The 14444-nt window shown below is 70.9% G+C and carries 17 protein-coding genes; 5 read left to right on the top strand and 12 right to left on the bottom strand.

Annotation, left to right across the window (positions count from 1 at the left end):
• Nucleotides 1–16 precede the first annotated feature (16 nt).
• A complete protein-coding gene (locus BM333_RS08650) occupies nt 17–1861 on the bottom strand; it encodes a phosphoenolpyruvate carboxykinase (GTP) (RefSeq protein WP_177221847.1) in 1845 nt (614 codons plus the stop codon).
• Nucleotides 1862–2069: 208 nt separating this feature from the next.
• Between BM333_RS08650 and BM333_RS08645 the strand changes: the two genes are divergently transcribed.
• Together BM333_RS08645 and BM333_RS08640 are read left to right on the top strand one after the other, a co-directional pair.
• A complete protein-coding gene (locus BM333_RS08645) occupies nt 2070–2705 on the top strand; it encodes a DUF938 domain-containing protein (RefSeq protein WP_092309925.1) in 636 nt (211 codons plus the stop codon).
• Nucleotides 2706–3461, top strand: a complete 756-nt coding sequence (locus tag BM333_RS08640; protein WP_092309922.1) for a pseudouridine synthase — start codon at nt 2706–2708, stop codon at nt 3459–3461.
• A gap of 210 nt (nt 3462–3671) precedes the next feature.
• Here the strand turns inward: BM333_RS08640 and BM333_RS08635 are convergent, their stop codons facing one another.
• Nucleotides 3672–4343, bottom strand: coding sequence for a glutathione S-transferase family protein (locus BM333_RS08635; RefSeq protein ID WP_092309919.1), 672 nt, complete (start codon nt 4341–4343; stop codon nt 3672–3674).
• Nucleotides 4344–4401: 58 nt separating this feature from the next.
• Between BM333_RS08635 and BM333_RS08630 the strand changes: the two genes are divergently transcribed.
• Complete coding sequence (locus BM333_RS08630) at nt 4402–4863, top strand: MarR family winged helix-turn-helix transcriptional regulator (protein WP_092309916.1); 462 nt, start codon at nt 4402–4404, stop codon at nt 4861–4863.
• A gap of 3 nt (nt 4864–4866) precedes the next feature.
• Here the strand turns inward: BM333_RS08630 and BM333_RS08625 are convergent, their stop codons facing one another.
• Nucleotides 4867–5277 (bottom strand): MarR family winged helix-turn-helix transcriptional regulator, encoded by a 411-nt coding sequence (locus BM333_RS08625; protein ID WP_143105799.1) that lies wholly within the window; start codon nt 5275–5277, stop codon nt 4867–4869.
• Between the two features lie 299 nt (nt 5278–5576).
• Here BM333_RS08625 and BM333_RS08620 point away from each other — a divergent pair, with 299 nt between their 5' ends.
• A complete protein-coding gene (locus tag BM333_RS08620; protein ID WP_092309909.1) occupies nt 5577–7103 on the top strand; it encodes a methyl-accepting chemotaxis protein in 1527 nt (508 codons plus the stop codon).
• Entirely contained in the window at nt 7103–7558 is a 456-nt protein-coding gene (locus BM333_RS08615; protein WP_092309906.1) for a chemotaxis protein CheW, read from the top strand. Before BM333_RS08620 ends, BM333_RS08615 begins: the two co-directional genes overlap by 1 nt.
• A gap of 111 nt (nt 7559–7669) precedes the next feature.
• Here the strand turns inward: BM333_RS08615 and BM333_RS08610 are convergent, their stop codons facing one another.
• The 9 genes from BM333_RS08610 to BM333_RS08570 all read right to left on the bottom strand — a co-directional run bounded on the left by BM333_RS08610 (nt 7670) and on the right by BM333_RS08570 (nt 14411).
• Nucleotides 7670–8179, bottom strand: a complete 510-nt coding sequence (locus BM333_RS08610) for a hypothetical protein (protein ID WP_092309903.1) — start codon at nt 8177–8179, stop codon at nt 7670–7672.
• A 161-nt stretch (nt 8180–8340) separates the two neighbouring features.
• Nucleotides 8341–9729: a hypothetical protein gene (locus BM333_RS08605; RefSeq protein ID WP_092309900.1), complete on the bottom strand. Its 1389-nt coding sequence runs from the start codon at nt 9727–9729 to the stop codon at nt 8341–8343.
• Nucleotides 9730–9788: 59 nt separating this feature from the next.
• Nucleotides 9789–10076, bottom strand: coding sequence for a hypothetical protein (locus tag BM333_RS08600; RefSeq protein ID WP_092309897.1), 288 nt, complete (start codon nt 10074–10076; stop codon nt 9789–9791).
• A 59-nt stretch (nt 10077–10135) separates the two neighbouring features.
• The gene (locus BM333_RS08595) at nt 10136–10594 is read right to left on the bottom strand and encodes a hypothetical protein (RefSeq protein WP_092309894.1); all 459 of its coding nucleotides are present in this window, start codon (nt 10592–10594) and stop codon (nt 10136–10138) included.
• Between the two features lie 30 nt (nt 10595–10624).
• A complete protein-coding gene (locus tag BM333_RS08590) occupies nt 10625–10978 on the bottom strand; it encodes a hypothetical protein (RefSeq protein WP_092309891.1) in 354 nt (117 codons plus the stop codon).
• A 51-nt stretch (nt 10979–11029) separates the two neighbouring features.
• Nucleotides 11030–11431, bottom strand: coding sequence for a helix-turn-helix domain-containing protein (locus BM333_RS08585; protein ID WP_092309888.1), 402 nt, complete (start codon nt 11429–11431; stop codon nt 11030–11032).
• 89 nt (nt 11432–11520) lie between these two features.
• Nucleotides 11521–11928 (bottom strand): OmpA family protein, encoded by a 408-nt coding sequence (locus BM333_RS16060; protein WP_218151441.1) that lies wholly within the window; start codon nt 11926–11928, stop codon nt 11521–11523.
• Nucleotides 11929–12447: 519 nt separating this feature from the next.
• Nucleotides 12448–12882, bottom strand: a complete 435-nt coding sequence (locus BM333_RS08575; RefSeq protein WP_143105798.1) for a hypothetical protein — start codon at nt 12880–12882, stop codon at nt 12448–12450.
• A complete protein-coding gene (locus BM333_RS08570; RefSeq protein ID WP_092309879.1) occupies nt 12879–14411 on the bottom strand; it encodes an acyl-CoA carboxylase subunit beta in 1533 nt (510 codons plus the stop codon). Before BM333_RS08570 ends, BM333_RS08575 begins: the two co-directional genes overlap by 4 nt.
• Between the last annotated feature and the right edge of the window lie 33 nt (nt 14412–14444).

Below are 14444 nucleotides of genomic sequence, written 5' to 3'. Positions count from 1 at the left end.
CTTCGGAATGCAAGTCCTACTCGGCCGCGATGGCGGCGGCGCGGGCTTCCTCGATGCGACCGGCGAGCGCCGCGTGCTGATCCCACAGCGCCTTCGGCAGGCGGTCGCCGAACTTCTCGTAGAAGGCGGGGATCAGGGCGGCCTCCTCGGCCCAGACATCGGCGTCGACGTCGAGCAGGGTCGACAGATCCGTCTCCGTCAGGTCGAGTCCCGACAGGTCCAGGGCCTCGCGGGTCGGCACGCGGCCGACCGGCGTGTCCACGGCCTGGGCCTCGCCATCGATCCGTTCAGCGATCCACTTCAGCACGCGGGCGTTGTCGCCGAAACCCGGCCAGACGAACTTGCCGTCCTCGTTCTTGCGGAACCAGTTGACGAAGTAGAGGCGCGGCAGCCTGGCGGCGTCCGTCTTGCCGCCCATAGACAGCCAGTGGGCGAAGTAGTCGCCCATGTTGTAGCCGCAGAAGGGCAGCATGGCGAACGGATCGCGACGCAGCTCGCCGACCTTGTTCTCGGCCGCGGCGGTGCCTTCCGAGGCGACCGTCGAGCCCATGAACACGCCGTGCTCCCAGTCGAAGGCCTCGGTGACCAGCGGCACGGCCGAGGCGCGGCGGCCGCCGAACAGGATGGCGTCGATCGGCACGCCCTTGGGGTCTTCCCATTCCGGCGCGATGGCCGGGCACTGGCCGGCCGGGGCGGCGAAGCGAGCGTTCGGATGGGCGGCGGGCTCGCCGGAAGCCGGATCGTGCGGCTGGCCCTTCCAGTTGGTCAGCCCCTCCGGCGCTTCCTTCGTCAGGCCTTCCCACCAGACGTCGCCGTCGGCGGTCAGGGCCGTGTTGGTGAAGACGGTGTTCGTCGCCAGGGTGGCCAGGGCGTTCTGGTTGGTGTTGCGGCTCGTGCCCGGGGCGACGCCGAAGAAGCCGGCTTCCGGGTTCACCGCGTAGAGGCGGCCGTCGTCGCCGAAGCGCATCCAGGCGATGTCGTCGCCGACGGTCTCGGCCTTCCAGCCCGGCAACGAGGGCTGCAGCATGGCGAGGTTGGTCTTGCCGCAGGCCGAGGGGAAGGCGGCGGCGACGTACTTCACCCGGCCCTTGGGGTCGGTCAGCTTGAGGATCAGCATGTGCTCGGCCAGCCAGCCCTCGTCGCGGGCCATGACCGAGGCGATGCGCAAGGCGTAGCATTTCTTGCCCAGCAGGGCGTTGCCGCCGTAGCCGGAGCCATAGGACCAGATCTCGCGGGTCTCGGGGAAGTGGACGATCCACTTCTCCTCGTTGCAGGGCCACGGCACATCGGCCTGACCCTCGGCCAGCGGGGCGCCGAGGGTGTGCACCGCCGGCACGAATTCGCCGTCGGTCCCCAGCACCTCCAGCGCCGCCTTGCCCATGCGGGTCATGATGCCCATCGACACGGCGACGTAGCCGCTGTCGGTGATCTCGACGCCGAGGGCCGAGATCTTCGAGCCCAGCGGGCCCATGGAGAACGGCACGACGTACATGGTGCGGCCGGCCATGCAGCCGTCGAACAGGCCGTTCAGGCGGGTGCGCATCTCGACCGGATCGGCCCAGTTGTTGGTCGGGCCGGCGTCGCCCTCGTTGCCGGAGCAGATGAAGGTGCGGCTCTCGACCCGCGCGACGTCCTTGGGGTCGGACGCGGCGTAGTAGCACCCGGGGCGCTTCGTCTGGTCGAGCTCGCGCAGGGTGCCCTTGCCGATCAGGTCGGCGACGATGGCCGACTTCTCGGCCTCGGAGCCGTCGCACCAGTGGACGCGCGCCGGCTTCGTCAGGGCGGCGATCTGCTCGACCCAGGCGACGAGGCCGGCGTGGTTGGTGGGGGCCGGGTGCAGGCCGGGGATGGACTGGGTCACGCGAACTCTCCTGAAACGTCGGCCCGGCGATCTCCGCCGCCGCGGCGCCTCCCGAATGCGTGCAGATCACGCAATGTTTCAGGGACATGGCATCCAAGGCGACGCGAGGTCAACCGCTGCACGTTTCAACCTCCCGCGAGGCGGCGCCCGTCGGCCGCCTGCACATTTCCGGTCGCGGACCGGCCTCCGGCGGGATATCGAAGCGGTCGTGCAGACGCTCGATCCCCAGACTCGCCGCCCCGACGGGGCCCTCGCCTCCCCCGCCACGGCCCGCAACACCGGCCCGATTCTGGAGGTGCTGAAGGCGCATCTGCCGGCGCAGGGGCGGGTGCTGGAGATCGCCAGCGGGGCGGGCGAACACGCCGTCGCCTTCGCCGGGGCCCTGCCGGGTCTGGAGTGGACGCCGAGCGATCCCTCCCCCGAAGCGCAGGCCAGCATCGCCGCGTGGACCGGGGCCGCCGGCCTGCCCAACCTGCGGGCCCCGCTGGCGCTGGACGTGCGGGACGAGGCGAGCTGGCCCGGGGGGACGGTAGAGGTCGTGGTCTGCATCAACATGATCCACATCAGCCCGTGGGCGGCGACGGAAGGGCTGATGCGGCTGGCCGGGCGCGTCCTGCGGCGGCCGGGCGGACTGCTGGTCCTCTACGGCCCCTACCGCGAGGCGGGGGTCGAGCTGGCCCCGTCCAACGCCGCCTTCGACGAAAGCCTGAAGGCCCGCGATCCGGCCTGGGGCCTGCGCGAGCGCGAGGCGGTCGCGGCGGCGGCCAAGGCCGAGGGGCTGGCCTTCACCCTGCGGGTGGAGATGCCGGCCAACAATCTCATGCTGCTGTTCCGGGCGATCTGAATGGCCGTGGCGCGCACCTGGGACGGCGACGAACCCGTCCGGCTGAACAAGTTCATGGGTCAGTCGGGCCTGTGCTCGCGGCGCGAGGCCGACGCCCTGATCGCCGAAGGACTGGTCGCCGTCGACGGCGAGACGGTGCGTGACGCCGGCCGCAAGATCCAGCCGGGCCAGACGCTGACCCTCGCCGACCGCGCCGAAGCGCAGCTGGCCGAAGGCGTGACGATCGTGCTGCACAAGCCGGTCGGCTACGTCTCGGGCCAGCCGGAGCCGGGCAAGGTCCCGGCGGTGCGCCTGCTGACCGCCGCCAACCGGATCGGCGACGGCGCCGTGCCGGCGAAGGACACCTCCCTGCCCCCGATCGGACGGCTGGACGAGGATTCCCGCGGCCTGCTGCTGCTGTCCTCGGACGGGGTCGTCGCCAAGGCGGTGATCGGGCCGGAGTCGGATCTCGACAAGGAGTACCTGGTCGAGGTGGCGGGCCAGGTCACCGAGGCGAAGCTGGACCGGCTGCGTCACGGGCTGGAGCTGGACGGCCGCAGGCTGAAGCCGGCGCGGGTGACGCGGGTCGAGCCGCAGCGGCTGCGTTTCGTCCTGCGCGAGGGCCGCAAGCGGCAGATCCGGCGCATGTGCGAGCTGGTCGGGCTGGAGGTCGTCGACCTGCTGCGCATCCGCATCGGACCGCTGGAGCTCGGCGACCTCCTGGAAGGCCGCTGGCGGGTGCTGACCGCGGCGGAGCGGGCGGCGCTCGTCGGCTGAGCGGACGAAAAAAACAGTCCGATGCGTCCGCTGTCGTCAGCGGTGCGGACTCAAAAACGCCGTCCGATGCGTCCACTGTGTCCGCATCGCACCCGCCGAAGTCAGGCGTGCATGACCGGCGCCGGTGGGAACCGGCGAAAACTCATTCAGTTGTCAAAGACCGATCCCCGCAGCCTGGACCGCTGGTACGTCAGTATCGGTCGCAGCAACTCAGGCCGCGGTCAGGGCGGGGTCAGCCGCCTCGGCCGCCTTGAACGGCTTCAGCTGGTCAGCCAGGGCGCGACGGAAGGCCGGACGCGCCTCGGCCCGGGCGACGTAGTCGGCCAGCGCCGGATAGTCGGCGAGGATGTCGGTGTGGCGCAGGTCGCGCAGCACATGGACCATCAGGATGTCGGCGGCGCTGAAGCGGTCGCCGGTGAACCAGCGGCGCGGCCCGAGGGCGGCCTGCAGTTCGCCCAGGCGCTTGCGCAGCTGGGCCTCGACCGCCGGCCGGCGCAGCGGCGCCCAGGGCTCGTCGGCGTGGAAGATGTCGATGCCGGCCAGTTCGGCGACCACCGGCTCGATGGTGTTCATGGCAGCGAACAGCCAGGTCAGCACCAAGGCCCGTCCGGCGGCGTTGTCCGGCATCAGAGCCTCGGAGTCCTGGGCGATCCACAGCACGATGGCCCCGGACTCGAACATCTCCACCTCGCCGTCGCGGTAGGCCGGCACCTGTCCGAAGGGCTGACGGGCGCGGTGGGCGGCGCTGTCGCGCTCGTCGAGGTCGATCAGCCGGTCGTCGTAGCCGAGCCCGGCCTCCTCCAACGCCCAGCGGACGCGGATGTCGCGCACCGAGCCCTGGGCGAAGGGGGGCACCCACTTGAAGGCGGTGACCTGGCGCATCGGGCTTCTCCGGCAAGCTGTCGTTGACAGTTATGTTGATATCAAAGTATTTTGGATCATGTCAAACGCCGCCGCTTTCGCCGCTACCCTTCAGGTCCGCGACACCTGCCTGTGTCTGCACGCCCAGCGGGCCGCGCGGGCGCTGGCGCGGCGTTTCGACGAGGCCTTCCGTCCGCTCGGCATCACCAGCGGCCAGTATTCCCTGCTGCACAGCCTGAACCGCCCCGCCCCGCCGACCCTCGGCCAGGTGGCCGAGGTGCTGGCGATGGACCGCTCGACGGTGACCGCCAATCTCAAGCCGCTGGAGCGCAGGGGTCTGGCGGCCGTCGCCGTCGATCCGGACGACCGCCGCGGCCGGCGCGCGGCGCTGACCGACGCGGGCCGCAATCTGCTGGCCCGGGCCACGCCGATCTGGGTCGAGGAGCATGCGCGGGTGGAGCAGGAGCTCAAGGCGGACCCGGAGCGCCTGCGCGATGACCTGCGGCGCCTGGGACGGAGCGCAGCCCCGACCCCGGGCTGAGATCTATGCCGGCGTCCTGATCTGCACCCCGTCGAGCTCTTCGTCAGGCGCGACGGCGGCCAGACGTTGCAGGAGCCGGTCCATGAGATCGGACAGCTGGGCAAGACCCTCGTCGGACACGCCCTCGAACACCTCGTCACGAAGCTGGTCGGCGACGGCGTCCAGTTCGCGGACGGCCGAGGCGCCCGCCGGCTGCAGGCGTATCAGATTGGCGCGCCGGTCCCCGACCATGGCCTCCCGACGAATCTGGCCCTGGGTCTCAAGAAGATCGAGCAGGCGCACGAGCGAAGAGCCGGTGACGCCCATGCGTTCGGCCAGCTCCGTCTGGTTGAGTCCCGAGGGCGCGCTGGCCAGGGCGTACAGGGCGCTGAAGGTGGCGTCCGTATGGCCGGCTCCCACCATTCGCTCGCTCAACCGGGCTCTCCATCTCCGACCAACGATGACCAGTTTGTAGACAAGGCCGAACTGTGCACGAGACCGCGCACTGCGGTGCTCGAGAACGGAACCCAGAGACGAAAGCACTACTCACCCTCCACAACCTGCAATCCACAGATACTGCCGAGCTCGCCTACCGGATTTGTCTGCAAGCAAAATACCACCGTTCGCATCAAAACAATGCGAAGCCCGACCATCAGGGCCCCTGCCAGTCGCGTGCATTGCGTCAACGCCTGCCCGCTACTGAGATCGGCGATATCCCACAGGGGCCAGAAAGAATGTTCGGACCTTCCAAAGCCAACCAGGCGCTGCAGGAGCGCATCCACCAGCTCGAGGCGGTGGTCGCCGCCATCGGCCGTTCACAGGCGGTGATCGAGTTCGAGCTCGACGGAACCATCCTCGACGCCAACGAGAACTTCCTGCAGGTGCTCGGATACCGCCTCGACGAGGTTAAGGGCCGACAGCACAGCCTGTTCGTCGACCCGACGTTTGCACGCAGCGAAGCCTATCAGGAATTCTGGCGGCGGCTGCGGGCGGGCGAATTCCTCGCGCAGAAGTACGAGCGGCTCGGCAAGGGCGGCAAGCGGGTCGTGATCGAGGCCTCCTACAATCCGATCCTCGACGCCGCCGGCAAGCCCTTCAAGGTGATCAAGTTCGCCACGGACGTCACCGCGGTGGAGGTCGAGCGCGAGCGGCAGGAAGCGGAGCGCAAGCGCGCCGCGGATGAACTGTCCGACGTGGTCCAGCGCACGGCGGACGCCCTGTCGCGCCTGTCGGAGGGCGACCTGATGGTCCGGCTGGAGGCGGACTTCCCCGCCGACTACCGCAAGCTCGCCGACGACTTCAACGCGGCGGTCAGCCGGCTGGAGGCGGTGGTCGGCGAGATCGCCACCCACGCCAGCACCATGCGCACCGGCGCCGCCGAGATCAGCCACGCGGCCGACGACCTGTCGCGGCGCACCGAGCAGCAGGCGGCGAGCCTCGAGGAGACCGCCGCCGCGCTTGACGAGATCACCGCCACCGTCAACCGGACGGCCGAGGGCGCCCGGCGCGCCAGCGAGTCGGTGACCGCCGCCCGCTCCGAGGCCGAACGGTCGGGCGAAGTGGTCGAGCGGGCCGTGGCCGCCATGGGCGACATCGAGCGTTCGGCCGGCCAGATCGGCCAGATCATCGGCGTCATCGACGAAATCGCCTTCCAGACCAACCTGCTGGCGCTGAACGCCGGGGTCGAGGCCGCCCGGGCCGGCGACGCGGGCCGCGGTTTCGCCGTCGTCGCCTCCGAAGTTCGGGCCCTGGCCCAACGCTCGGCCGACGCGGCCAAGGAGATCAAGACCCTGATCTCGGCCTCGTCGACCCAGGTGGCGACCGGAGTCGGCCTGGTCGACCAGACCGGCAAGGCCCTCAAGGCCATCATCGAGGGGGTCTCGGGCATCCATGGCCTGATGTCGGAGATCAGCGCCTCGGCCCAGGAACAGGCCACCGGGCTCCAGCAGGTCAACACCGCGGTCAACCAGATGGACCAGGTGACCCAGCAGAACGCCGCCATGGTCGAACAGTCGACCGCCGCCAGCCACAGCCTCAGCCGCGACAGCGAGGAGCTGTCGGGCCTGGTCGGACGCTTCAGGATCACCCGGGCGACCGCCGCCAGCGCGCCCGCGGCTCCCGCCGCGGCGGAACGGCGTCCGGACGCGCGCCCCGGCTTCCACGGCGCACAGCAGCAGCGCATCGCCCGCTTCGCGCGGGCCGGGGCCGGCGGCGCCGCCCTGGCCGTGGTCGAGCCGGCCGAGGGATGGGAGGCGTTCTGATGCGCGCCGACAACCCCGACCTGCGCGAACTGGTCGCCTTCCGAATCGGCGAGGCCCGCTACGCCATCGACATCCAGTCGGTGCGGGAGATCCGCGGCTGGAGCCCCGCCACGCCCCTGCCGAACGCCCAGCCCTTCATGCAGGGCGTGGTCAACCTGCGCGGCATCGTCCTGCCGGTGATGGACCTCGGTCGACGGCTGGGCGGCCCGCCGTCGGAGCCCTCGGCCCGGCACGCGGTCATCGTCATCGAGCAGGGCGGCCGTCTGGTGGGCCTGCTGGTCGACGGCGTCTCCGACATCCTCGGGGTCGAGCCCGGCTCGGTGCAGCCCGCTCCAGAGCTCGGCGCCGGCGGAAGCGAGCCTCTGCTGGAAGGCATCGTCGCCGGCGAGGACGGGATGATCAGCCTGCTCGACCTGGCCTGCCTGGTTCCGGAGCCGGTCGCGGACGCCGCCTGACCAAACACCGCGGTGCAGCGGCCGCCGCGCTGGATGATCCGCGCGCGGTCGCGTCCCGGGCCCGGAACGACGCGGGAGCGACGGGACGATCCCGCCGCTCCCGCGCGACGATCAGTGGATGCGGCCGGCGGCGGCGCCCAGCGCCTCGGCGTCGGCCAGCGGCTGGACGTCGTCGCCCGAGACGACCACGGCCGGGGCGTCGGCGAAGGGACCGGCCGGGCGGCCCAGCGCGCGCAGGGTGGCGGCCACGCCTTCGCCGAAGGCCAGCACCGGCGCGCCCTTGGCGCAGGCGCGCGAGATGGCGTCGGCCAGGGCGGCGTCGCCGGCTTCGTCGGCCGCGCCGGCCGGCACGACCAGGCCCTTCAGGGCGCCGCTGTCGAGGTCGGAGGCCTGGGCGGTGGGCAGGACGCTGGTCCCGCCGAGGCTGAGGCCGCCTTCGCCGACCGCCATCGGGGCGAGCGACAGACCGTGGGCGCGCATCACCGACTCGGCGTCAGGCATGGAGCCGAAATTCATCGAGCGGCGCATGGCGAGGCCGACCCGGGCGCGGATCGGCGCCGGGCGGAAGCCGCGGCCGGCATGGGAACGGGGGGCGTGCGGGGCTTTGCGTTGGGCGTACAAGACGTCTCCTTCAGGGTTGTCGAGGTCCCGGGATCCGCCGCGCCGAAACGCCATCGCCGCCTGCGCGGGGCGCGGGCGGGTCGATCGGACGGATTTCAGGATGAGGGCAATGTGGGGGCGAAGGGCCGGAATTTCAACCCGCAGATCGACCTCCGGGTCGTTCACTGGCCCGGAGGCAGCCCTCCGGCGGTGTCGGCCGACGCCAGCGGCGCGATCCGCGGCCTGGCCCCGATGGACACCGTGGTGGTCGTGGTCGCGGCGTCATAGGCGAAGGTCAGATAGTCCGCAGACGCGGCTCCGGAGAGTTCGCCGGCGACCCGCAGCTCGAAGGCCTGCCGGGCATGCCGTACCCTCAGCCCCTCGGCGAGGTCGCGCAGGGTCGTGATCTGCGCGTTCACCTCGTCCGGCGCGTCGGGCCGGCCGAGCGCCAGGGCGGCTTCGGACAGCGGCGCGATCGCCGGCGCCGCGGCCGGCAGCGGCGGCAGACCGATGGTGGCGAGATTGCGATTCAGCCCCGAGAAGGCGATCTGGGTCTTGAGACTGTCGATCGCCGCCTTGCTGTTCTCCCCCGTGAGCAGCATGTCCGCGGCCCGCAACGGGCTGGCCACCAGCGCGCTCAGGGTTTCAGACGGCGAATAGCGCAACTCGTGATCCTTGCCGACAATGGCATGGTCCAGCTGGAGCACGTCGGCGGCGTACTCGGCGGCCAGATAGGGGCGCAGGTGCGCGGCGTAGCTGGTCGCGAACCCCAGCTCCTCGGCCCGGCGCTTCAGGTCGAGGCAGGCGCCGTTCAGGCGGCGCGCCTCGGCCAGCAACAGGCGGTCCGCATCGTAGGCGCGCGTGGCGGCGGGGGCGTCCGTTCTCGACCAGCGCTGGATCGTCGCCAGCGCCTCGGCATGCGGGGCGCAGTCGACCGTCCGCCCCACGCCTTCCAGCAGCCCCAGCGCGCGGTTGTAGCGGTCGTAGCGCAGGGTGATCAGCTGCAGCGCCAGAGCCCCGCCGTGGAACAGCTCCCGGGTGGGCTCCCAGGCGTTGAACTGGCTGAACACCACCGGCACGAAGGCGGCGATCGCCCAGGCGCGGCGGGTCGAGTCGCTGATGCCGCCCTCGAAGGCGCCGGCCGCTCCGATGACGGAAACGCCCGAACCGAAATCCATGAAGGCCTGCTGCCGCTGGGCGCGGCGGTTGTAGAAGCCGTGCAGGCGCATCACATCGCGACGGACGGCCAGATAGCTGGGCGTCGAGGACAGGTCGCCCGACCCCTCCAGCGCACGCACCGCGCATTCGCGGGCGCCGAGGTCGCCGAGCACGAAGGCGTCCCACTGCGCCAGCACCGGCAAGGTGCTGGCGTGGTCGGCGCTGCAGGCGCCGAGCGCCGGGGCTCCGCGGGCGACGCTGAGCTCGGTTTCGGAGACGCCCGCGCGGCGCAAGGTCTGCAGCGAGAGACGGATGTCGTCGGCGTCGTCGGATCGCCCCAGCGAGGTGCTGGTGCAGCCGGCGGAGGCGACCACGCCTGCGGCGAGAGCAGAAGCGATCAGGTGTCTGGACATCGACGAAGCGCCTCCCCGCGCGCGTCTCCGGAGTCAGTCGGCGCGCAGGCGCCGACGGGTCATGCGACGTCTCTCAGCGAACCGGCGGCCGCGGCCTCGAGCCGGGCGAGTTGCAGCAGGAAGCGGCGGACCCGCGAAACGGCCTCGACGTCGCGGCCGTCCGAGCGCCGGTCGGCGCCCTGGTCGACCAGGACCGCGAGCACCTGGGCCGCCTCCTCCGCCGTGCGCGGAGCATGGTCGAGCAGGCGACGCTCGGCCGCCTCGAAGTCGGCCCAGGCGGGTTCGGGATTGCTTCGCGTGCGTCGCCAGAAGGCGGCGGCGCTCTCATAGGTCCAGGCTTCGGTCACGACGGCCTCCTCCGGCGGATGAATGCGCCCCGCCAGGCCGGCACGGCCGGAGGCGGGGGCTAGAGAGATGCGGCCCAGCGCTCGTAGCGGCGGGCGAAGGGCGCCTCGACCACGCCGAGCAGCAGGGTGGCGACCAGGGCGGCGCTGAAGCACCAGCGCAGGCCGACGTAGGCCCGCCACCAGATCGAGGCGTCGGCCATGGCGACGAAGTGCGCGACGAAGCCGAGCAGGGCGAAGGCCGCCGCGCCATGCGCCCACCAGCGGCGGCTGCGCCAGGCGAGAATGGCGAGGCCGGCAAACAGGGCGCCGTCCAGAACGGCGACGCCGGCGCGGATGGTCTGCCAGACCCAGTGATCGACCAGGCCGCTGAGCCCGAAATTGACCAGCACGAGGCCGACGCCGAGGCGCACCGGGCGGTCGCCGAAGGCGAGGCCGAGGCCGGCGGTGGCGAGGGTGGCCAGCCAGAAGACCTGCTGCACCGGAGTTCCGAGGACGGCCAGGATGTCGCCAATGTTCATTCCCCGACGATCAGCGCTTTCCGCGGCCGGTCAAGCGACCTGGCGGAGACGCCCGACGGCGCCGACGCGCGGGCCGTCCTCGGCGGGCTTGGTCTCTCCGGGCCCGCCAAGCGCGGTCCAGGCGATCTGCATCGCCCGGGCGTCGCGGGCCAGTTGCCGGTGGCCGTCGACGAGGGCGCGGCGCGCGCGGGTCAGGACGCCGCTGCATTCGACAACGCGTTCCAGCGCCTCCTGCCCGACCACGGCGGCGATGCCGTGCTCCATCCGCCCCCGCGTCATCATGGCCGCAAGGTCGCTGACCTCGGCCACGGCGAGGTCGACGGCCCGCTCGGCGGCGTAGAGCTGTTCGGCCATGCGGCGGCCGAGTTCGTGTCGATCGGACATGCGCGCGCCCTCCTCCGCGATTGCGGGACGTTCGACGAGATTCCGGTTCGGTCAGCCCAGGGCCTGGAAGGCCCGGGAGGTCAGCAGGCCGAGCACCGACAGCACGCCGATGACCGCGAACACCGCGATGAGCACGCCCGTGTTGACGAGGCCGGGCGGCGTCGGACGGTAGCGGGTCGGCGGTAGCGGAGCCCGTCCCGGGACCCCCTCAGACAAGCCGCTTTCGGCCCCCGACGGGATGCTCAATCGATGACCGGTTTCTGACCAATTCCGCCTGAACTCGGCGACGGCGTCCTGCCGGTCGCGCACGCCCAGCTTGCGGTAGGCGGAGTGGAGCGTGTTGCCGACGGTCCGTTCGGCGATCCCGAGGCGGGCCCCGATCTCCTTGTTCCTCAGCCCCTCTCCGACGAGGAGGAGACAACGAACTTCCCGCACCGTCAGTCGCACAACCATCAACCCCGCTCCCGAACCGCAGCATTCACCGCAATCCGGGCGTGCGTCCAGAGGGTTAACGGCAGGGGCCTGCCGCGGGGCCTCGCGCCCTACCAGCCGCTGCCCGGGCCGAAGGTGATCTCGACGCGACGGTTCGCCGGCTCCGGTTCGTCGACCTGGACGGCCGGGCGCGACTGTCCGAACGCCTGGGTGGTCATCACCCCGCCCGGCACGCCCTGGCTGGCCAGATAGTCGCGCACCGCGTTGGCGCGCCGCTGCGACAGACCGACGCCCTGCGTGCTCGAGCCCTCGTGCGGATCCGCGTGGCCGGCGAGGATCACCATGCCGGGGCCGTGCTGGCGATACTGCGCCACGGTGGCGTCGAGGAGCTCCTGGGCGCTCGGGACGAGCGCGTCGGACTTGGCCTCGAAGTAGACGATGACCGGCGTCATCTGCGGCGCGGCCGCGACGGGCCCGGCGATGACGGCCGCAGCGGCCAGGACGGCGATGAAGCGCATGACGTCTCCCGTCGGTGATGCAGCCGCAGATTGCGACGGATGGCGGCGGCGCGCAACTGACGGGGGCTGACGGGAGGGGAACGGCGCTCCCCGGAGGAGCGCCTTCAACCTCATGAAGGATCGTCGCCGGGCGGTTCGGCGCGCGTCAAGGACCGCGCGACGCGCGGCCGCGCCGCGGCGGCCCTGCGGGCCGTCCTGCTCACCTCTCCATCGCCCGCCAAGGCGATGGAGAGGACAGGTCGGCGCGCCAGCGACGACCAGGAGAGGGCGGCGCGGACGGCGGGCCATTGGCGCGCAACGCCAACGGCCGGCGCCGCCCTCACCCGACCGCTGCGCGGTCTGTCCTCTCCATTCGCCTTCGCGAACGGAGAGGTGATCAGGCGCGTTCGGACGTGACCGGCTCCTCCGCATCGGGCGCCAGGCCGGCGGAGGCGGTCTCGACGCCGGGGCGCGAAGCGAACACCCGCTCGGCCGTGGGGGAGCGGAGGCGGTTGCGGGCGCAGAGGAAGAGGAGGTTGGTCAGATTGACCGCGCCTTCAGCCAGTTTCTCAGGACTGCATCGTCATCAGCGCTATCGGTGATGTCACCCGCGTGGAGGCGCGACCAAGCATTCGCCCAGTTGTTCAACATGGCCAAAGCCGCCCTCTGCTGATCGGCGGGCCAATTGTCGAAATGGGCGTAGTCCAGCTTGCTGACGAGGTCGTTGGAGTCCGTCATCCAACCCCTCTCTGGATTGGCGAGACACCGATCGAGAAAGGCCGGCAGGATCCACTTGAAAGTTTCGGGCCCGCCGATTGTAGTCTGTGTGCGCGACATGACGACATCGACGTCCTCGTCCGACCAGTTTTGCGGATTGGCCGCCAGCATGCGGTCGATCCGCTCGTGATCTTCAGCCCGCGCAGCCCGGAGCGGCGTTTCCGGACGAATGGCGAAGAAGAGTTCTGGCGTGGTCACAGCGGAATATTATCGTGCTTCTTCCAAGGGTTCTCGGCCTGCTTGTTCTTCAGCGTCCGTAGCGCACGGATCAGCCGCCGTCTTGTCCCGTGCGGCATGATCACGTCGTCGATGTAGCCGAGGCCGGCCGCCACGAACGGATTGGCGAAGCGTTCCTTGTACTCGGCCTCGCGGGCGGCGAGGGCCTCGGGGTCGCCGGCCTCCTTGCGGAAGATGATCTCGACCGCGCCCTTGGCGCCCATGACGGCGATCTCGGCCGAGGGCCAGGCGTAGTTGACGTCGCCGCGCAGGTGTTTGGAGCTCATCACGTCATAGGCGCCGCCGTAGGCCTTGCGGGTGATGACGGTCAGCTTGGGCACGGTGGCCTCGGCGTAGGCGAACAGCAGCTTGGCGCCGTGCTTGATCAGGCCGCCGTACTCCTGGCGCGTGCCGGGCATGAAGCCGGGCACGTCGACGAAGGTGACCAGCGGGATGCCGAAGGCGTCGCAGAAGCGCACGAAGCGGGCCGCCTTGCGCGAGCTGTCGATGTCCAGCACCCCGGCCAGGGTCTGGGGCTGGTTGGCGACGACGCCGACGGTCTGGCCGTCGAGGCGGCCGAAGCCGGTGACGATGTTCTTCGCGAAGTCCGGCCCGATCTCGAAGAACTCGGCCTCGTCGACGACCTTCAGGATCAGCTCCTTGATGTCGTAGGGCAGGTTCGGATTGGCCGGGACCAGGGTGTCGAGGCTGGGCTCCTCGCGCTCGGGGTCGTCGTAGCTGTCGCGGACGGGCGGCGTCTCGCGGTTCGACAGGGGCAGGAAGCCGATCAGGCGGCGGACCTCGCTGAGGGCCTCCAGATCGTTCTCGAAGGCGCCGTCGGCGACGCCCGACTTGCCGGCGTGGACGCGCGCCCCGCCGAGATCCTCGTGGCTGACCACCTCGTTGGTGACGGTCTTCACCACGTCGGGCCCGGTCACGTACATGTACGAGGTGTCCTTCACCATGAAGATGAAGTCGGTGATGGCCGGGCTGTAGACGTCGCCGCCGGCGCAGGGGCCCATGATGACGCTGATCTGGGGGATGACGCCCGAGGCGAGGGTGTTCTGCAGGAAGATGTCGGCGTAGCCGGCCAGGCTCTCGACCCCCTCCTGGATGCGCGCGCCGCCGGCGTCGAACAGGCCGATGACCGGGGCGCCGTTGGTCAGGGCCATCTTCTGGATCTTGACGATCTTGGCCGCGTGGGCGCCCGACAGCGAGCCGCCGAAGACGGTGAAATCCTTGGAGAAGACATAGACCAGCCGGCCGCCGATGGTCCCCCGGCCAGTGACCACGCCGTCGCCCGGGATGCGCTGCTTGTCCATGCCGAAGTCGTGCGAGCGGTGCTCCACGAACATGTCGGTCTCCTCGAACGAGCCCTCGTCCAGCAGGACGGCGATGCGCTCGCGGGCGGTCAGCTTGCCCTTGGCGTGCTGGGCCTGGATGCGCTTTTCACCGCCGCCCTGGCGGGCCTGTTCGCGGCGCTTTTCGAGCTCTTCGAGGATGTGTTGCATGCGGCGTCTCCTTGAGCGCGAGGCTTAGGGAGG

The organism is Brevundimonas viscosa, from assembly GCF_900116065.1.
Lineage (GTDB): Bacteria > Pseudomonadota > Alphaproteobacteria > Caulobacterales > Caulobacteraceae > Brevundimonas > Brevundimonas viscosa.
This window is presented reverse-complemented; position numbering and strand designations above follow the sequence as displayed.